We start from the raw sequence: 20,473 nt of genomic DNA on the forward strand, positions 1-20,473 counted from the left end.
ATTCATATAAATTGATACATTAGCTTCAGATGACTCAATAACAATTGTTTTATTTGATATTATCTAAATAGTTTCAATGAAATAATGTTTTTGTTACATGCTTCTAATTTTTTATTATATTTTTAAATCACTATGGCTGTTACTCTCTAATAATGAGATTTGAAAAACTTGATTAAGTTAATTTCTTTTCAACACACTCGTGTCCTCTAATGATATTTATATCTTGCGTGCTTTAATTTCTAATACCTTAAATATTGCTAACGAATGCCTGATAATCATTCTGCTTAATTATATTATTGAAAAACCTTTAATTTCATTTCTCTTTATGTTGAAAAAAATATTTATATTTTTTTATTCTCTTTGAGTCATTTATGAAATATTTGTAACTACCATCTGATAATTCAGCTTATTTTGCATTTATACACTATCTATACTCAATAAAGCACATAATAACTTACACACAAAAAATCTCATTACTACATTTATCTTAAGGAAATACGCTTTATTTAATTTCTTATTTCTAAATATTCCCCTCCCCTAGATATTAAAATGAAAAGATTTACGTCCTTAGCTGGCTATAGCTACTGTTTGTTGACGAGGTTCTCTAATTAACATTGCTTGCTTTTGTACAATTTTGATCTGTTTAATGGTATCAGTAATTTGTTTTGCTTTGTCTTCCGGAATACCAATGCTTTTAGCCAAAGATTCATAACTACCACTGTCAACCATTTTACGTTCACTTGCCGAAAGACGAGAATTAACTTGGTTAAAAAAAGCGCTAATCTCTTTGGAAATATTAACATTTCCTTCTGTTTTTAAAGCACTTTCACGTTCTTCTTTTGACATACCAAGATAACGCTGTATCTCTTTGCTAGGTAAACTTACCTCTTTTGCAACACGGTATTGTTCTTCTCTATGTTCTCTCAAAACTTCTTCTTTAGAAGCTTTCAAATCACTCCCATATTTCAAAATTGCATCACTGAGTGCAGAAAGACTTTTTTCAGCTTTATTACGTTTTGGACTGTTTATTCCATATCGTCCAAAACCTGCAAGCTTAGCAACAGATTTAGGGTTGTGTAAGATAGTCTCAGAAAGCATTTTCGCTGAATCTGGATTATCATGAATTCGTTCTAGACGATTGGTTAATTTTTCACGGTTTCCATATACAATTCTTGTCAAACGTTCAATTTCTTTTCTTTGACGTAGAACATAAGAATTACATACGGTCCCTTCCATAATTTTAAAGTCTGTTAAATCGCGTAATTCTCTTCCTGGGATGAAAACATCCTTAAGCTGACTAAGAGCTTTAAAGCTGATTTCATCACCTAGCTTTAATTTTCGGAACTGCTCCCTTGGAATAGCAGATTTATCGCATACAATCATAGAATCCCGTGTTTTTATCACAACAGTATCTAATTGACGACTTTTATAGACACCTTTATAGATTTTTCCTGGGATTGGTGTTGTAATAATTCCTCTTGCAATCTCTTGCGCTTCTTCAGGTTCCATTCTATTTATAGCTGTTTTCAAAACCTTGATGTTTTCTGGATTAGAAGCATCTTCAAACAGATGTTGCATAGGCCGTAAATCGTTATTTGCTGCACTAACAATTGCATCTTCCATACGCTTTTGTGTCACAACTGAAAAATCAAGCTTTTGATTCTCAGCTTGAGAGAGTTTATCCACAAATAACCGTTGTGTAATTCCATTGCCCTCTACGAAAGGACGTGCATGACCAAGTAGTGCATAAATAGTTGTTATATCTTCACTAAGCGATTCATTTTTATCTGAAACTTTTTTTTGTGAGGTATTTCCTGCTTCGTTTCTTTGGGCTCTTTGAGCAAGCTTTGCATCAAGTTCATTTAAGCATTTTGAGAGCTTTTCATTAGATGCAAAGGGAGAATTTTTATCATTCACTAACATGGTAGCAATTTTACCATTTGACATTTTAACCGGATTATTACGGGTTTGTCCAGCCCAATCAAATACCTTTCCAAATAAGCGTTTGTGAAGCTCTTTTAGGTAAAGGTGATCAACTTTTTTAGGTATCGGTTCTTGATGCACATTAACAAGTTCTTTCGCCACTTGATGTGCACACTTCATCTTAAATTGCTCGTGATCTTCTATCCCAAATTTATTTATTAACGTATAGGTATCTCCAGATCCAGTATGGGCATAGTTAAGACTGTTTCTCAGTAATGATCTTTCTGCGTTTTTGAAAGCTTGAGAATCTCTTATCGACATGATTTCTCCTCTATGACGTTATGTTAAAAAGTATTAAACCAACTTGTAGTAAATACCCCCCTTTGCGTATCTTTCTAAAATTTCAAATGCTGTTAAAAGAAAGTCTCCTTTCTTAATTATGTGATTACCAATAGCTTAATGACTCCTTCACTATATTTTCGTAATTGTTGCAATATGATAGAAATCAAATCAACATTTACATTTAACTTCCACATAGTCTTTTTTATCTTGTAATCAGTTTTCAATTCATAAAACAGGAAACATACCACCGTTTATACTATTATTATATCCTTAGAACTAAAGAATTAATAAGAAGCATTTTGTTCTTTTCCTTTATAATAGTAATATTGTCAAGTAGTAGAATCTTTTTTATTCTTTTATCGATTGATCTTACTGTTCAATAATTTTTTGCCATCTATGGATGCTATTTTAGGATGATAGGTGGAATATTAAAATTATAAGAATGCCTAGAAATATATTGATATCTGTAAGGAATATCCTATGAATGCTAATTAGCTTTTCAGCATGAGATTTTATAATTGAGCTGGAATTATTTAACAGAAGAAGTAAAAATTCTTAGTGATCAGAATTTTTCACAAGGGTTTTAAAATTGAATTTTATAATATTTTTTGTAAACAATTTGTATTTTTTTAGCTTTTTGTTTCATTTTTATCACTGTTTTTTAATTTGATAAAGTTTATTTTGTTTGTAAAATTAGAGGGAGCATTGAAATATAATGCTAAAGTGATTCCATAACTTGTTTTAAGATCTCTTTAAATACGCTTTTATCTTAGCATGCTCAATTTGAAGGTAATAAAGGAGTGTATTTCGAAGGTCACATTAAGTTTTATTTTAATGATTTTCTCGAAAAGTGGGAGTATGTATACATTTAAAATTAATACGTACATAATATAGGCGTTGTATAAAATCAAAAGATCCAAATCCTTTATGTGTAAACAAAGGAAGGACTTCAGGGGGCTCGAATTTTAATTTTTATAAAATTGTGTTTTCCTGCAAATCCTATGATTTGTTGTGATTAATAAACCTACTTCTTAATTAAGGTGAGAGCTTCAAAGATTAAGATTACTTAATTTGTATGAACATGTTCAAACTACTGGAGACTTAGCAATTTCTATAATGTTATGATATAAGAGGACATTATAATGAGAGTTATTTTGTGTTTATACGCTTAATTCAATATTCATATACATCGTGGTAATTATGTCATTATTTTTTCCTTTTATACTTGGTAGTTTTTTATAAAGAATTGAGGTATGCATTAGAGCATGGGGTCTGAGGGGAAATTAAAAAATCAAAGTAAACAATTAATTGGTTTTATTGTGTTTTTATGTATAGAAAATTATTAATGAATTAATGATATTTATATTCAAGGTTTAATTGTTTATGATCGGAGAACTCGTCTATACAATAAGATAGCCATTGTATTGGAGATCGAATGATATTATGGAGCAAAAAGGCATTTTACGATTTCGTGAAGAGTTAGCAAGCCTTGTGTTGAAAATGCGCAGTAAAGGCATTGATGATATAAACTTTTTTGCAGCATTAGAGAAAGTTCCTCGTCAGCAATTCGTTTCTGCTTCTTGGCTTAATAGTGCTTATGATAATAAAGTTATACCGATTGAATGTGGAGAATATATTGAGCGTCTAGAGGAGCAGCTTTTGATTCTTTCCGCATTATCGTTGAAAAAAATGCACCGTGTTTTAGAAATTGGTACAGGTTCAGGTTTTTGCACTGCCCTTATGGCTTGTCTTAGTGATCGTGTGACAACAGTTGATCGTTATAAAACACTTATTGATTTAGCACGGCAAAGATTTCAGCATTTGGGAATTGAGAACATCATTATACGGCAGATTGATGGAAGTCGGGGCGTTACAGGTTTGGGATCATTTGATCGTATTCTCATTTGGCCATCATGCCCTAATGAACCAAAAGAATGCCTAGAACTTCTGGCGGGAAATGGGATTCTCATTCAAGCTATTGGGCCAGATGAAGGGGTACAAAAAGTGATGCGTTATACAAAGATTGGTAGCCAGTTTGAACGCTCAGAAATGTTTCAAGTACGTTATCAACCCTTCATTGAAAATATTGCGGAAATTTTGTAATTGTGAATTTAAGATATTGCTAAATATTTTGTCTATTCTACCTAATAAAAAATACATTTTGATTTTATTAAGGGGTATTTATGGATATTTTTTTAATTTTAACTCTTAGGTAAGATTAGGAAGCTTTAATAGAATGATTTAAATATTGGCTAGTGAGCAAAACTATGTATATAAGGGTTTCAAGTAGCATTTTGAAGTGTACTTTTCTAAAAGCTGCTCTTTTGATGGTGATATTAATAGCTACTGGTTGTAGTTCCAGTACGCAGCGTTTTTCTGGTGGTTCTTATAATAATACTACTCCTACCCAGTCAACTACATTCATGACTATGACTGATGATCCGCGAATGTTATCACAAAATGTTGAAATACAAAGCAGTGAATTGCCACCTGTAGAATCAAGTAGTATTTCAGACGCTGATTACAATTTCCCATATAATAATTCTTCAAGGCAAAAGGAAGTTTTTTATCCTGATAAGAACAAGCATTTTTCTGATGGTCAGGTTATGGGGATACCGCCTCAAAATCTTGGAACTCTTCCTCGTTCACAGGTGAATAATGGTTCTGTTTTTAAAAAGAATTCTTATATTGTGCAGAGTGGGGATACATTATTAAGTATTGCGCAACAGTTGGGTGTCAGTGTTGATGCGTTAAGGTTAGCTAATGGTATAAACGCTAATTCTATTTATATTGGTCAGTCATTGATTATTCCAGGTCAAAGTACAAAGATGGCATCAAATATTCAAAATAATATTTCAGATGCATCAAAAAATGTATCTTCATTTCAATCTAAGACTGTATCTCCTGTTAAACAGGGTAAAGCTCCTACATCTGTAGCTCAGACTTCCGTAAAAACTATGCCTGTAGTTAAAAGTGATACGTTAAACATTGAAAAAAATTCTCCTACACAAGCAACAACACATAAGTCTATAAATGATACGTCAGATCAAATTATTGACCCAAATGATATTATAACTCCACAATCGACAGGTATTTCTAAGATGCGGTGGCCTGTGCGAGGACGTTTGTTGAGTCATTTTGGCGAAAAGAAAGGAACTGCAGTTAATCGAGGAATAGATATTACGGTTCCTGAAGGATCATCAGTAAAAGCTGCAGAAAATGGTGTTGTTATTTATGCAAGTAATGGGTTGAAAGAGCTTGGTAACGTTGTCATGATTCGGCATGAAAACAATATTATTACTATTTATGGGCATAATAGTAAGCTTATTGTTAGTAGAGGGCAAAAGGTACGACGTGGTGATGAAATTGCAAAGTCAGGTTTTTCAGGAGACGCTAAAACACCACGCGTTTATTTTGAAGTACGTAAGAATTCTCTCCCTGTTGATCCTGCTGAATACTTAGAAAATTAAATCGGTTGCCGTTTTATCTTTTCACTATAAAACTTCATCCTTTAGATTGGAGATATTAAGGTGTGTATTACTTCATTCGAAAGCCTATGAAGTAATTGCATAAGCGATCAGCAGGAGGAGGAACATGCAGGAAAAGGTTTATATGTTTCAATATAGGTTCTGTTTATAGTAATTCTCATCTTTTAAGATATAGAGGAGATCAATTAAAATAATTCAAGATCATATGAATTCATCTGCTTTGTTTCCAAATATAAGCTTCCTTGTGATGTTATTTAAGTTCTTGTGTGATTAACTTAAATAGTATTTCAATCGTTAAGTGGTATTGGTTGTCGAGGATAATTATTTATTTAATAGGTGAGATAAGAGCGTTATTTCGAGTTGTGTTATTATTGATAGTCATTGAAAGAATAGGCTATTCTAATTCAGTTCTTCTAAATTTTACGGTTAGGAAGAAACTAACAAAGCACGACAAAATACAGATTCTACAAGTGTAGGATCTTGTGAGAATATGGTTGTCAATAGGAGGTACAGTAATTATTATCTTAAGTTATATGATAGTTCTCATAAAGATTTAGCAAACGTTTTAAATGAAGGGTGAAAGACATTTGATAATATTTTGTTCAAGCATTAAAATGGACAAAAAATATGGGTTTACTTTAAACGTAATCGTGCAATCTTTCATAAATAGTTTTTAAATTATCAATTTTTATAAAAGTATGAAAAACTATTGCATTAAAAGTTCTACAGCGAACCACAGTAGGAGCAACTGGTTAAATAAATGACTCATAAGTACACCTCCGCAGCTTACTATTCCAACTATAAAAAAAGCTGTAAACCATGATTTTAAAAATATGACAATAAAAGAGATGATAGAAGAGATGATGAATGCGTGAGTAATAAATGTTGGTTTCAAGAGAAAACAATTGAAAATAATTGAAAAAGTGGCCCATATTCCAATACCACACATAATGAAAGCTAAGGGGATACTTATTGTTATTGTTTTTGAAAGTAACACTAATTTCATATAAATGGCATTCCTTTTGTTGATAATCAGTTTCTAAGCCTTTTATAGATGATTCATATAGATTTTATCAATATATAGTATTTTTCTATTGACAATGTTTCAAAAATAGTGTCTAAAAGCATCATATTGTTGTCTGTATTGTAAAATTCTGAGTCTATAGTTCTCGAAAGTTCTTGCTTTCGGGTTTTTTTTTGGAATATATTAAGGATCTTGTTATCTAAGAAAGTGCAAATGCTATTCTTTTTAATAGAATGAATAGTATTCTTCTTGGTATTTAGCTAGAGCGTTTAAGGAGAACGTAAATTAAGAGTACGTGTTTCTTGGAGGACTCTATTTTAAAATAACTGAGAAAGTCAGTAAAAATATGCAAAAAATGGAATGATTGCTGTATTTGGAATAACATAATTTTCAAGTATTGTGCTGTTTAATTTAGAGAAAAGCTGGTATTTATATGATATCCGGAAAAACGAATGAGATCTATTTTGGAAACTTTTGTTCGTTGCTTTCTTTTTCTTAAAATTTTATTCCTTTTGAAAAAGTTACAACTATCTGATGTAGTTTTACAGTATTTAGATGGGCTTTTTTCTTCCGAAGCAAAAACTTATTTGTAAAGTGAGAGATACTTGAAGTTTAATCTATAGGAGATAAAAATGTTGATTACTAATGCTTATGCTCAGGCTGTAAGTCATACGTCGAATGGAACATCATTTATTACCTTTGTCCCTTTCATTTTAATTTTTGCAATTATGTATTTTTTAATTATTCGTCCACAGCGTGCGCAAATGAAAAAGAGACAGGAAATGCTTAATGCTGTGCGTCGTGGAGATACAGTTATAACGGGTGGAGGTATTCTTGGTAAGGTTACAAAAGTTTATGATGAAAGTGGTGAGCTAGAAGTTGAAATTAGTGAAGGTATACGTATTCGCGTTATTCGTTCAACATTAGCAGATGTTCGGATTAAAGGTGAGCCATTATCGGAAGAAAAATCAAAACCTAGCTCTAAGATAAAAGCACCCAAAACTTCTGAAAGTAAGGTGGAAGTGAAGAAAAGTGTTTCTGCACCTAAAGTAAAAAAAGTAATACAAAAGAAAAATAAACCAAAAACATAGTTATGTTATATAATTATTTGAAGAGTTACTTTTTATGGATACCTTAGGGCTTGATTAGGAATAAATGGAATTGGATTTCTATTTATTTTTATAGGGATTATTTTTAATAAATTAATTTAATTGATGAAGTATTACAGCAGTTTATAATTATTTTATTATTCAAGGTATTTGTTATGTATAATCAAGTTTTTTGAAGAAAACAGATAGGGATGATTTTATTTGTTTATGGTATGGGTGTTCGTTATATTTTATTGCAAACTTTTTGATATTATTTGCAATTTTGCTTAGGGTACTGTCTTCTTCTTATTTTGGTAATATTGGTGTCAAATATTTTACGCATCTTTGGTGATGTGTTATAATCTACGTTAGTTAGTTTATTATTTCCTCTTACTAATTTAGGAGAGAAAAATGCAATTGGGTTTCCAAAAATAAAGAATGCCTACTATGTCATATGCAATTCAGATTCGTGAAGCACATTTTCCAGGGCGAGCGCCTATTGATGCTTATGGGAATGGAGGATTTCGTTTCGCAGATATGTCTCATAAGGGTTCGATTATTTGTTTACCATCAGGTATTTATGGTATCGACATGGCAGGACCTCTTCCTACACAGGATAATCTTTCTCGTATTTTGGAAGAAGCAGATAAGATTGAGATTTTATTGATAGGTACTGGACTTGAATTATTGAGTTTACCTAAAAAATTGCGGTGTCTTTTATGGGAAAAGCATATTTCGACAGACACAATGAGCACGGGAGCTGCAGTACGTACATTTAATGTTTTGTTAGCTGAAAATCGTTCAGTTGCTGCGTTGTTATTTGCGATAGAATGATATAATTAATAAAATCAGTATGTTAATTAAATATGAGGGATTTTCGTAATTATTGTTCTATTGGATCTTTTTGTTCTTGTCTCTTTTTTTTAGAGTGTTTTGATCGCTTCTAAAGCTAACTTTTTATGGTTTGCCCCCTATCGTGTAAAGAGAGGCCATATTGTTTTATAAAAGATCTTGTTGAATTGCCCATTTTAAAAGGTTGTTCATTATTCTCTGAAAGCTTTTGGTGTTTTCTGGTGTTTTTGTGTCGTTCAACTTCTGCTATAAATGACATTTTATAGAGGATATTTTTTGAAGAGCAATAGACAATAATAAAATGATGAATAACACAATAAAAAGAAAAAATAAAAAGATAAATAAATTAATTTTTTCAGATATTTATAATGTTTTTCTATTGAAAAGTTAGAAGGTTATATGCTATATAAAAAGAGTATTTTTGTGTACACAAATTTCATTTAGTGAGTTCTTTGTTTTCCTTCAAAAAGGATACAAACATGCTTAATAAAGTATTTTAATTGGCTATCTACGAGTAGATCCAAAAAGAAAAATGATGTCTTGCTTTATAAAGTATTACCGTTACAGGTTACGGGAGAGGATAGGGGGTGACCCAGATGATAGGGCACGTGAAAATAGCGCCTTTGGTTCAAGACAAATATCCAGATTTAGAACAGATCACAAATTATCTTCATGAGATTGCGGATAATTCATTAAAAGTGCGAACAAGTCTTTATCCACAGTCGGAAGATTCTGCACTGAGAGAACAACAAATTGGTGCTGAATTGCGTCAAATCTGTCAGCAGGCCAAAAAGCCGGCCTTAATCCCATCGATGTGCTTGTGCAAAAAGCAAAAGCTTTTGGCTATAGCGGCCCCCCAGAATAACAATGAGGTTGAAGCTCTCCAAGAGCGTAACACAGCAGCGTGGATTTTAGCCGCATGTGGTAGGCAGGTTCCCTTGGTCGGTATTGATATGAGAACACTTTCTTCCATGTCGGAAGATAAAACTGCTGCATGGGTTGAGAATAATAAAGAAAAATTTGAATACATCATGGACAGGGTGTGAAGAGATGCGCAGTGGTGCAGAAGAGATAACCAAGTGGTTGTGGCTGCTTGGTTATGCCGTAAGGCTCATTTGAAGACAAAGAAAGGCATTTTAAAATGGCAACAACAGAAGCAAAAAATATCAATCATCCCTTAGCCGTTAAGATTTGGTCTAAGCTGCTTAGCGCAGAAAGCTCAAAAGCGACATCAATAGCTCCTTTGATGGGAACAGATGAAAATAGTATCATTCAAGTTGTGGATGGTTTGAATAAAACAGCGGGTGATGCAGTCAAAACTAGATTATGTGCTCAGCTTATAGGAGGTGATGTGACTGAAGGGCAAGCACTGGAAGGGAATACAACACTTCTTCTGAATGAAACAGTGCGGCTCAATGAGCTTTCTCATGCTGTGCGTTTTAAAAATAAAGAGATAATTGATCAACAGCATATTCCCTTTAATTTGCGTGAATATGCCAAGGATGGATTTGTTGATTGGTATGCTGATCGATTGAGTATGATGTTCTTTATCCAAGCTGCTGGGTATACAGCTTCGTGGATGAAGTTTGATGGTTATACAACAACGATAAAACCAGTGCATTATGGTTTTAATGAGCCATTAGAGCCGAGTAAATTGCGCATTTTTTGCTCAGGGAATAAAAAGGCTGATGAAGAGCTCACAAAAGACGATGAGTTTACATTATCTCTCATTGATGATGCTGTGAAACGTGCAAAATTGGCTAATCCTAAGATTAGATCGGTACATGTCAATGGAGAAAGTGTTTATGTGATGTATCTTCACCCAGAACAGGTGATGCAGTTACGTACCAATACAGATGCTAGCCAGTGGCTTGACATTACCGAAGCGGTTTGTAGTGAAAGCCGCGCTAAAACCCCGATTTTTGATGGTTCGTTTGGAATGTATAATGGTACCATTTTACGAGAGTCTGAATATGTTCCTCATGGTGTTCATTCAAAAACGCAGGAGCCTGTTCTTTCTGTTCGTCGTGCTGTTTTGCTTGGTGCGCAAAGTGTCATCTTAGCTTATGGTCGTAAGGATGAGCCGCGTTATCATCTTGTAGAGAAATTATTTGATTATGATAGCGAATTTGGCATTGCTGCCAAAACCATCATTGGTATGAAAAAATCACGTTATACTTTGGCTTATTCTACGCAAGGAGCGCAAGATTTTGGCACGATAGTTATCCCCTCTTTTTCTAAAGAAATATAAAAATATTGAGCGCATAAATAGGATTTAAACTATAAAAAAACATCTCAAAAAGAAGTCATTATTTGCAATAATTGAAGAAAGTTTCAAAAATATTTGTTAAAATCAAGAGAATATTTTTTTCTAACAAGACTTTTAAAATGCTTACATCATTTGACAAAATCTTATGCAAACTTCGTATTGATCACTCAGAATGCCTTTTAGATATGGCTAAAAATTAGATTTATCTGTAGCATTTTTTCCATCGAGATTAGAAAAATCTATACCTGTTTTAATAGAACAAACGATCATCAAGCTCTACGCTTTAAATCAAGCAACAGCTTATCTTTTAAGAAAAGAAATAGATGCTTGGAGCAAGAGCTTGATAAGCAAATCTTCTGATTCATGTGATCGTGAAATTGTTGGTATATTTATTAGAACATTTGATAATTTTTCATAACAGAACTTAGAAAATTTAAAAAATTATTAGAGAAAGGTGGCAAAAAATGGTATGTTTTGTAGAGGCATATTAGGAACTCCTATTCCCTTTTCTCTCACATTTATTTGAGAATTTCTAAATTTAAAAAATATAATAAAAAATAATTTGTATGATATAAAAAAGGTATTGATGGTGTGATAGAGAATGGCAAATTTTCTTCCTTATTGTCTTGATATTTTACGTAATACAGATCGTGATCGTTATATATCAGTTTTATTTGCACCCAAACAAAAACGCAGAGCATTAGCCGCTCTTTATGCTTTTAATGCAGAGATTGCTCGTATTCGCGAAAGTGTGCGTGATCCCCTTATGGGAGAAATACGATTACGTTGGTGGCGCGATTCTATTGCTAACGATGAACAACAAAATAGTGAGAGTAATCCGATTTTAAATGATTTATTAAAAACAATTACTTTGTTTAAGTTATCCAAGATAACTTTTTTACACTATTGTGATGCGCGTATTTTTGATCTTTACAATAATCCGATAGCAACTATTCACGATCTTGAAGCTTATTGTAGTAAAACAGCAAGTACAATATTGCAGTTGTCTTGCCAGATATTAGATTTTGATGTGGCACCAAATTTTACAGATGCTTGTAAATATGGGGGAATAGCTCAAGCGTTAAGTGGTATATTACGTCTTTTACCATTGATGCAATTACGATATCAATGTTATTTCCCTACCGATATGTTGGAGGCTTTGGGGATAAGTCGGGAAGAGCTAAATTCTAATTGTATCAATGATAAACAAAAACAACAGATTATTGAGACTATGGTAGCATTATCACGAGATTACTATCTTAAGTTTTATGATTATTCTGTTACTTTGCCTAAAACGCTTAAACCAGCATTTCTCCCACTAGCAGTTACGCCGGCATCTTTGCAAAAAACAGTACAGTTGGGAGCAAAAGTTTTTCAGGAAAATACAACTTCATTATTACTGTATCGCTATTGGTTGATCACAAAAGCAGCGATTAGTGGTCATTTTCCAAAATTATTTTAATAATAATTTTCAGCTAGTTAGCATTTTAAGTATATTTTATAATTAACTTCATGTGAGTATAGATTATTAACAACTATATTCAGTAGTAGAAAAGGGGGCTTTTATACTCAATTATTTGCTCATATGCCCTTGATAGTGATTGAGCATATCGATCAGTGGATTACAGCGGTCTTGTTTAGAGCAAATATTGATAGAGAGTATATGATCAATTTAAAAGCATAAGAGGTAATTTATTGTTATGTTTTTAAGTGGTTATATTTATGATGCCGCATTCACCATTTTCACTGCCAAAGGCAAGGTAATGGCCTGTTTTATCCCAATTGAGTGCTGAAATAGCGCTCTTGCTACAAAGTTTAAGAAATATTTCTTTTCCGTCACTAAAATGTACACATGAAATTATTCCATCATTAAAGCCAATAGCTACAATTTCTTTACTTGGATGGCATGCAACTATACTAACAAGCGCATTTGCTCGTATACCAAGTTCTAACGGTGCTTTGCCTATTGGACCATCTTTCGTATGAAAAGGCCAAACGATTGCAGCTGATGCACCTGATGTTGCTAACCATTTTCCTTTTGTGCTCCAAGACCAGCTTTTAACTTTGCTTGGATAGCCACTCATGCGTAAATGTTGTTTGTCAGCAAGACGCCAACCATGTAAGGCATTCTCTTGCATTGTGGAAATTACATAATGATTATCTGGTGAGAAAATAACATCACAGTGTGCTCCTTTCCATTCTAATGTGGTTGGCACTGTTTGCGTCAACAACCAATGAAGGGTAACACCATTATAGTGAGCAACTGCAAGTCGTAATCCCTTCGGAGCGAAAGCTAAACCTTCTACACTGTATTTATGATAAAACTCTTGTAAACCTTTACCAATATTAGTTACCATCAAACGCGAAGATGCAAAAGCAAATACATTATGTGGGCCGAAAGAAACACTGTTTATCCATTTGCCTTTTTGTATGCCCAATATCTCTATGCGACCATCTGTTGTTGTTTTACATATTTTCCCATCTTCTCCACCTGTTATAATAGCTGTCTTATCAGGAGAAAAATGGCTTGAAATTATGCCTTTATGCACTTCAATAATTTGTGGGTTTGGTTGAAGGAAAACAATCAAACCTTCTACTGAAACAAAAGCTGGCTTATCGTTAATAAAACCACAAGATAAACAATAACTTTTGAGATTGTAAGGAGTAATACTTGGCATTTTGACTCGCTTATATGCAATTTTCAAAATCAGTTTTTAATTTCTCAGCATCGAGAGAACGACCAATAAAAACAAGCCGGCTTTCACGTTTTTCATTTTGACGCCATGGGCGTTGATGTTGTCCTTCAAGAAGCATATGTATACCTTGGATCACATAACGATCGTCATCTCCGTGAAATGCGATAATACCTTTTAGACGTAAAATGTTAGGACCTTGTTCTTGGGTAACTTGTTGAAGCCATGAGAAAAATTTTTCTTTTTGAAGAGCACCTGTTTTTAAACTTATAGAGGTTATCGTAACATCATGCATAAGTGATTTATGGCTGTGCCCATGATGATGTTCATGATCACATTCGGGACTACATACATGATCGGGATTTTCATGATTAAGAAAATGAGGATCGTTTTCTAGAATTCGTTGTAAGTCAAATGAACCACGATTAAGAATTTTATTAAGAGGAATGTTTGCACGTTCTGTTGTATAAATAATGGCATTGGAATTAATGGTATAAATAAGTGATTCAATATGTGCTCGTTCTTCTGCACTGACAAGATCAATTTTATTAAGCAAAATGATATCAGCGAAGGCAATTTGATCTTCTGCTTCACGGCTTTCTTTCAGCTGAAGTGGCAGGTGTTTTGCATCAATTAACGTAATGACACTGTCAAGGGCTGTTTTATCACGTACAGTATCATCCATAAAAAAAGTTTGTGCAATTGGAGTAGGATTAGCAATTCCTGTGGTTTCTATAATAATAGCATCAAATCGATTAGAGCGTTGCATTAGGCTTTCCAAAACGCGGATAAGATCGCCACGCACTGTACAGCACACACAACCATTGTTCATTTCATAAATTTCTTCTTCTGATTCAACAATCAGATCATTATCAATACCAATTTCACCAAATTCATTGACAATAACTGCGTAACGTTTGTTATGATTTTCATTTAAAATACGATTAAGAAGGGTAGTTTTTCCTGATCCAAGATATCCTGTAAGGACTGTAACAGGAATTTTAGGAGATGTATTGGGTATTGTTTCCATAATTATATCTTTCATTGTAATGCATCTATTTTAAATTTCTTGATATCGTCAAGTAAAGCGCGAAGTCCACAGAGAACATGGGAAAAAATTGCTTTACCTGCTTGTGCTGTTGCTTGGCTTGCATTTCCTGCTACTCCTTGTTCATTAAGATCATGCATCATCCATCCAAAAGCATGAGGTCCATAGGCTCGTAAATATTGATAATTTTGAATCATCTCAGCTTGCCTATTATGAAAATTTTCTGTTTTTTCCATATGTACTTTTTCTGGTGCTAAATAGAGCATTAAGGAGGTTTCAATAAATCCACCATGGATATCAAGATGTATCTGAGATGGGTCCATTAAGCCTTCTGGCAATCCGAAACGACTCCAACTTGTAGCTACTGCAAGCATTGAAAAACGTTTTCTTAATTCTGTAATGACGATATTCATTAAAGGCGCATTGCCTCCATGAGCATTAAGGATAAGAAAACGCCTGATGCCTTTATGATAACAATGTTCACCAATGTTGATCCAGCGTTCTATAGCCCCAGAAAAGGTCAATGTTTGTGTACCAATAACATTCATATGTTCTACAGAATAACCAATTTTTTCAACTGGTAAAAGTGTGATTTGAAATTGCTCTTTTGTTTCTAAGGTAAGTGCTTTTGCAAAAGATTCAGCAATAATCCAGTCTGTTTCAAAGGGAAGGTGATTGCCATGATATTCATGTGCGCCCAGAGGTAAAAGGGCGAGAGGAAGGAGATCAGATACCATAAATTCATTGCCAAAAAGAAGTGAATAGATTCACATGATACAATATGATGGAAATAGTTTTCTTTAACTTTAGTCCATATACAGAAGAAACGCAAATATAGAGTGTTTTTTGCATCGAAATATGTATGAAGTAAAATCAAACTTTATTTGAGGTGATATTATGAATTATTTAGGTAGCCTCCTTAATTTTAGAGCAATTAATTCTGAGGAGTATTAAATATTCTGGGTAGAATTATGCTGCTAAAGGTAATGTATATTTATATATTTGAAAGATAGAAATTTCTTTTCGATTTATATGAAGAGAAAATATAAAGTTTATACTAGAATTATGATTAAGAAATTTATTAAATATCAATAATAAAATATTCATTTATTTATAAAAAAGTTTAAACTTTCCAAGGAAAACCGATACAGAAAATAATGTAAAAATTGCTAGTAACTTAATAACGTGTTTCACCGAAGGTTTTAGAATCTATAAAGAGGGGCTATTCTAAAAAATATATTAAGAGCGTTCAATATCTTATCTAAAATAATTGAAATAACTCTAGAACAATGAGCTTTTAATGTTGAGAATTCAAGATTCAACTATAAAATGAGCGATGAGAAAATTTATAATATATAATTATTTTAATAATGACGATGGCTTTATAATCGAGATAGAAAAGCTAAGAAAGTAGAATGAAGCATGAGTAAAATTGATTAGTTTAAAAGATCATTTTCATAGTTATTAAATTTCGTAGTTATTAAATAATGTGGTTATTGTTTATATTTTTACTTTATAATTAAGATAAGAAAAATCATATAACTATTTGAAAATAAGATTTTATTTTTTCTTTTAAAAGCCAAGATTTGTCTTATGATAGCTGAGTCTGGTTAATTTACGTTTAAAGTGCTGCTATTTTTAATAGAATTGCAGTAAATTTTCATTTGAAAATAGCTTAATATCGATTTTGGTAGCAAGAAAACATCTGATAAATATACGCTTTATTATTATAGTTCAAAATTTCTTTAGGGATAGACGGATAGTATACAAAGATTGTTAGGACATAATGAGGAAGGAGAAAATAGATTTAACTAAGAATGTTTGAAATTATCGTGTTCAGAGTGAATATACTTGCTACATATTACGAGCGATTACGAGGCAATGAGAAGACAAACTTTTTCATATTTAATCACAGTCGAAAAATCGCTATGCTTCAAATCTATTTTATCTTTCAATGTGGGTAATAAAGTTAACTCTATAACAACGGATGTTGTATTCAATACATTAGAGAGTGATGCATAATGATATACCATGTCTTTTGCCAGGTTGGAAACTTTTGATACATTATCTCTTTAATCTTAGGATAGTCAAAGGATAGTCAAAAAAAACAAAACATTACCTTTAAAGAGGTGATCGGGAATAATGAATGACACACTGTGGCACATGTTTTATATGAATGAACTTCTGTCGATTAAGAGAAATATGATAGTTTAAAGCGGCAATAAAAAGGAATATTCAAAGGTGAGTTTGTAAGTGCTTCTTTAACGAGAATAAATTTTTATAATGATTTATTGTAGTTGTTTTATTTTTGAAACGCAATTGTTGTAGGTTGTTTATTAGCCTCTTGGTTACCTTTTACAATGATCAAAGAGGTGTGTTGTTATTTTCTGTATAGAAAATTTCCTATGCACATAGTTACGAAATAAAATGGGTTTTGCATTTTAAGATGCGTTCTAGTTGGAAAATATTGCTTCAACAATAGAAATATTGTTAGATATTTGGTCCAATGATTTATCAATATAGTGTTTCATAGTAAGCTGATATATAAGCATAAATTTACTGAAGCAGGGCTTTGTAGGAAGAATGCTTTGGCTAGAGTCTTTATCAATTCTAACTTACCTGTCTGATAAAGCTTTTGTGCGATCTTTTTTATTGTAGATTTATCTTTACATAAAGCACAAAACGTATTAAATTAAAAACGAAATGTGTTAAATTATGTAGAATTTACTTAGCTTTGTATTTCTCATTTTGAGTGGGAGCTTTTCATATTTAAATGCAGGGGAGAAAGTTCGAAATGAATTATGATCAAAGTATTTAATAGTTATTTATATTTTTTTGCAGCAACTATTTTTTGTTTTTTTCAGAATAGTGTGAAGTCAACCCCCAACCACTCATCTGAGTGTGATGAAAATAAGGTAGATTCTGCGTCAACTTATAAATGTACTAATAGCGGGGAAAAAATAATCAGCGATAAGAATTTTCAGGCAATAATAGCAGAAGGGAAAGGTGTAGATATTAAGGGGACGAATATAACCCTTGGTGGTGTAGATGAAATGCCCAAAAAGGCTGGGAAGACCAAAAGTGATATATATGGTGTTGATGTATTGAAAGAAGGAAAAGTCGTTTTAACGCAGTCGGTCGTGAGCAATACACATGTAGCGCTTAATGTAAGCAATGGAATAATTGGTATGTACAATGGTGTGATTAAAGAGAGCAACGTAGCTGTTCAGGCGTTGGGAAAACCAACGAATGTTATTTTAGTTAATCCACAGATTAAGACCAAAGACGGGAAAGCAAGCCTTGTGAGTATGGGGGGAGCAAATGTTGAGGTTAAAAGTGGTGGATTAATTAATTTTACAAACAGTAATGGGGCTTATACCGCGTTGGGAGGGAAAGTCACTTTCGATAGTACTCATATTACCGGAACAGGTATGACAAAAGGACAAAAAAATTACGCTGTTTTTTATATAGATCAGGGCGGTTATATTGATTTTAAGAATGGCAATATTAACGTTATTGATGCTTTTGGCCTATTAATCGACAATACGGTTGCTACTTCTAATTCTATTTCATTGGGTGAAAATTTACAAACTGATAAAAGTAATATTAACATGACGAGAGCCAATATCGAAGGAGCAACTATCGAGGTAAAAGGAGATGAATTCTACGGTATATATTTTAGAGGAGAGAATCCAGCAGGCAATACAATAGAGAGAGTAGATAATGCAATAGCAGGAGTCAAAGAGGATGAGAAAAATTTAGATATTGCAGATATTAAATTTCCAGTACGACTTGTTAATTTAAAAGATACAAAACTGAACGTTGTAGGTGGTTCAGCTATTTATAGCACCGGTGCTGCAGGAGGTAATCTTAGTTTGTTTAACAGTTCTATTAGCGCTGATCATTTATTGTTAATGGCTGAAAAGAAATCTTCTGTTCTTGTCTTAGCTGATAATTCTTTATTGATAGGGGGGAGCCATGTTGATGAGAGCTCTACTGCTGAATTTTATTTGAGCGGTAATTCTGTATGGTTTTTAACACAAACAAAACAGAAAAATTCACAAGATTTAGACAATTTTTATATTTCAGTACTTGGTCTTGATAATAGTTCTATTAATTTTAAGAGATTCAAGTCTCCTGAAGCCTATAATTATAAAACACTTCACATTGGGAAAGGGGGTGGCGATGTTTATATTGCAAAGAATAATGCGCAGATTCATTTAAACGTGAGTTTAAGTTTTAATGGTTCGTTTGATAGTCAGAAAACTGACAGAGTTTTGATCCATGGTAATGTTTGTGGGGAAACTACAATTGATATACAAGCTATTTCAGAAAATCGAAGGGGAAATGTAAGTATAAGCACGAATAATATTGGAAATACTCAGGGTATTTCGCTTATTCAAGTTTCAGGTAAAGCGCAAGAAGATTCCTTCAAACTGAAGGGTGATTATATTACAGTAGATGCTTCTCCTTATCGATATAAGCTTTTTGCTTATGGTCCGAATTCTAAGTTAGGGCGATCGGATCCGAGACAAAAATTGGTTGGAAAGAATGAGGAAAAAGAAGGTAAACCTAATAATAATTTTTGGGATTATCGGCTGCAAAGTGAATATATTTCTCCATCAGAACCAGAACTAGAACCAGTACCACCAGTGCCATCGCCAGAGCCATTACCACCATCGCCGAAACCAGCACCAGCACCAGCACCAGAATCACCAGTGCCCTCAGAACCTGAGGATCCGATAAAACCAGATTTACCTGTAAAAAGAGTACCGGCAGTTGTGCCACAACTCCCAAGTTATTTGCTTTTACCTCATGCTTTATTTCATACAGGTTTGGTCGATGTAAGTAATCAACATGAACTGTTGGAAATCATGCAAAGTGCTTTTCATGAAGCGGCTAAAAAGAGCAAGACAAACTTTTTCATCCGTGGTTATGGCAGTAACCATAGTTATACTTCCAATTTGTCTGTTTTTGAATATGGTTATGGAGCTGATCTTGACTATAATAATGCGACAGCAGGAATTGTATTCAATACATTAGAGAGTAAAGATAGTACTTCGTCCTTTGGAGTTATGGGCGGTTATGGTCAGCTCTCTCTTCATCCTCGTGCAGTTAAACACAGTCAAAAGAGTGTTTTTGATAAATGGTCAGGCAAGCTTTATGCGAATTTGGATCATGATACAGGCTTTTATGCGAATGGCTTTCTCTCGTATGATTTTTTTAAGGGCGACGTTGTCACTCTTTCTCGTGGAAAAACAGCAGAATTAAAAGGGAGACTTTTGAGTGCTGCTTTATCGGGTGGTCAGGCCATTATCACAGGCTATCATGGTTTTATTGTTGAGCCACAGCTTCAAGTTATTTACCAGTCTCTCCTGTTTGATGAAGCGCGTGATATTGATCGGTTTGATATTGATTTAGGAAAGCATGATCAATTGATAGGGCGGATAGGTGGTCGTTTAATAAAAGCTTTTGCTTCTTCCGAAAAGGGACATGTTGTTTCCTTTTATAGTAAACTTCATGTTGCGCATAGTTATGAAAAGAAGCGGATAGTGCATTTTAAAGATGCATTTCAGTTAGGTGCATTCGGTTCTACAGTTGAAACAGGTGCGGGTGTTCATGCCCAATTGTCTAATGCTATAGCACTTCATGGTGATTTGCTATACCAACATAAATTAACCAAAGCTGGCTTTTCTGGAATTAGTGTTTCGGGTAGCTTGCGTTATCAATTTTAAAAGCAAGGATT

The 20,473-nt window shown here is 33.2% G+C and carries 12 protein-coding genes; 8 read left to right on the forward strand and 4 right to left on the reverse strand.

Annotated elements, in window-relative coordinates; translation table 11 throughout:
* Positions 1-567 precede the first annotated feature (567 nt).
* Positions 568-2,244 (reverse strand): BID domain-containing T4SS effector, encoded by a 1,677-nt coding sequence (locus Bra60_RS01175; RefSeq protein WP_078698002.1) that lies wholly within the window; start codon positions 2,242-2,244, stop codon positions 568-570.
* Between the two features lie 1,464 nt (positions 2,245-3,708).
* On the opposite strand from Bra60_RS01175, the gene Bra60_RS01180 reads away from it, so the two are divergent.
* The 7 genes from Bra60_RS01180 (at position 3,709) to Bra60_RS01220 (ending at position 12,448) form a co-directional block, all read left to right on the forward strand.
* Positions 3,709-4,368 (forward strand): protein-L-isoaspartate(D-aspartate) O-methyltransferase, encoded by a 660-nt coding sequence (locus Bra60_RS01180; protein ID WP_078688354.1) that lies wholly within the window; start codon positions 3,709-3,711, stop codon positions 4,366-4,368.
* A 164-nt stretch (positions 4,369-4,532) separates the two neighbouring features.
* Positions 4,533-5,735 carry a M23 family metallopeptidase gene (locus Bra60_RS01185; protein ID WP_078688355.1) on the forward strand — a complete coding sequence of 401 codons (1,203 nt, stop codon included), beginning with the start codon at positions 4,533-4,535 and terminating at the stop codon, positions 5,733-5,735.
* A 1,674-nt stretch (positions 5,736-7,409) separates the two neighbouring features.
* On the forward strand, positions 7,410-7,868 hold the full coding sequence (yajC, locus tag Bra60_RS01195; protein ID WP_078673614.1) for a preprotein translocase subunit YajC: 459 nt from the start codon (positions 7,410-7,412) through the stop codon (positions 7,866-7,868).
* Between the two features lie 444 nt (positions 7,869-8,312).
* Positions 8,313-8,699 carry an Mth938-like domain-containing protein gene (locus tag Bra60_RS01200; protein WP_078698003.1) on the forward strand — a complete coding sequence of 129 codons (387 nt, stop codon included), beginning with the start codon at positions 8,313-8,315 and terminating at the stop codon, positions 8,697-8,699.
* Positions 8,700-9,313: 614 nt separating this feature from the next.
* Positions 9,314-9,763, forward strand: coding sequence for a hypothetical protein (locus Bra60_RS01205; RefSeq protein ID WP_078698004.1), 450 nt, complete (start codon positions 9,314-9,316; stop codon positions 9,761-9,763).
* 95 nt (positions 9,764-9,858) lie between these two features.
* Positions 9,859-10,968 (forward strand): N4-gp56 family major capsid protein, encoded by a 1,110-nt coding sequence (locus Bra60_RS01210; protein WP_078698005.1) that lies wholly within the window; start codon positions 9,859-9,861, stop codon positions 10,966-10,968.
* 619 nt (positions 10,969-11,587) lie between these two features.
* Positions 11,588-12,448, forward strand: a complete 861-nt coding sequence (locus tag Bra60_RS01220; protein ID WP_078688358.1) for a phytoene/squalene synthase family protein — start codon at positions 11,588-11,590, stop codon at positions 12,446-12,448.
* Positions 12,449-12,692: 244 nt separating this feature from the next.
* Here the strand turns inward: Bra60_RS01220 and Bra60_RS01225 are convergent, their stop codons facing one another.
* The 3 genes from Bra60_RS01225 to Bra60_RS01235 are packed head-to-tail and all read right to left on the reverse strand — an operon-like array spanning position 12,693 to position 15,464.
* Positions 12,693-13,664: a WD40 repeat domain-containing protein gene (locus tag Bra60_RS01225; RefSeq protein WP_035006218.1), complete on the reverse strand. Its 972-nt coding sequence runs from the start codon at positions 13,662-13,664 to the stop codon at positions 12,693-12,695.
* A gap of 10 nt (positions 13,665-13,674) precedes the next feature.
* On the reverse strand, positions 13,675-14,709 hold the full coding sequence (locus Bra60_RS01230; RefSeq protein WP_078689024.1) for a CobW family GTP-binding protein: 1,035 nt from the start codon (positions 14,707-14,709) through the stop codon (positions 13,675-13,677).
* A gap of 11 nt (positions 14,710-14,720) precedes the next feature.
* The gene (locus tag Bra60_RS01235; RefSeq protein WP_078688359.1) at positions 14,721-15,464 is read right to left on the reverse strand and encodes a creatininase family protein; all 744 of its coding nucleotides are present in this window, start codon (positions 15,462-15,464) and stop codon (positions 14,721-14,723) included.
* 2,133 nt (positions 15,465-17,597) lie between these two features.
* Between Bra60_RS01235 and Bra60_RS01240 the strand changes: the two genes are divergently transcribed.
* Positions 17,598-20,462, forward strand: coding sequence for an autotransporter outer membrane beta-barrel domain-containing protein (locus Bra60_RS01240; RefSeq protein ID WP_194285024.1), 2,865 nt, complete (start codon positions 17,598-17,600; stop codon positions 20,460-20,462).
* Positions 20,463-20,473 lie beyond the last annotated feature (11 nt).

The organism is Bartonella sp. Raccoon60, from assembly GCF_002022585.1.
In the GTDB taxonomy this organism is placed as follows: Bacteria; Pseudomonadota; Alphaproteobacteria; order Rhizobiales; family Rhizobiaceae; genus Bartonella; species Bartonella rochalimae.

What these genes read in the sequence shown, in the direction of transcription:
- Bra60_RS01225 (WP_035006218.1), bottom strand. Translation starts at nt 13,664, where the DNA reads ATGCCAAGTATTACTCCTTACAATCTCAAAAGTTATTGTTTATCTTGT.
- Bra60_RS01200 (WP_078698003.1), top strand. Translation starts at nt 8,313, where the DNA reads ATGTCATATGCAATTCAGATTCGTGAAGCACATTTTCCAGGGCGAGCG.
- Bra60_RS01210 (WP_078698005.1), top strand. Translation starts at nt 9,859, where the DNA reads ATGGCAACAACAGAAGCAAAAAATATCAATCATCCCTTAGCCGTTAAG.
- Bra60_RS01205 (WP_078698004.1), top strand. Translation starts at nt 9,314, where the DNA reads ATGATAGGGCACGTGAAAATAGCGCCTTTGGTTCAAGACAAATATCCA.
- Bra60_RS01230 (WP_078689024.1), bottom strand. Translation starts at nt 14,709, where the DNA reads ATGGAAACAATACCCAATACATCTCCTAAAATTCCTGTTACAGTCCTT.
- Bra60_RS01235 (WP_078688359.1), bottom strand. Translation starts at nt 15,464, where the DNA reads ATGGTATCTGATCTCCTTCCTCTCGCCCTTTTACCTCTGGGCGCACAT.
- yajC (WP_078673614.1), top strand. Translation starts at nt 7,410, where the DNA reads ATGTTGATTACTAATGCTTATGCTCAGGCTGTAAGTCATACGTCGAAT.
- Bra60_RS01220 (WP_078688358.1), top strand. Translation starts at nt 11,588, where the DNA reads ATGGCAAATTTTCTTCCTTATTGTCTTGATATTTTACGTAATACAGAT.
- Bra60_RS01180 (WP_078688354.1), top strand. Translation starts at nt 3,709, where the DNA reads ATGGAGCAAAAAGGCATTTTACGATTTCGTGAAGAGTTAGCAAGCCTT.
- Bra60_RS01185 (WP_078688355.1), top strand. Translation starts at nt 4,533, where the DNA reads ATGTATATAAGGGTTTCAAGTAGCATTTTGAAGTGTACTTTTCTAAAA.
- Bra60_RS01175 (WP_078698002.1), bottom strand. Translation starts at nt 2,244, where the DNA reads ATGTCGATAAGAGATTCTCAAGCTTTCAAAAACGCAGAAAGATCATTA.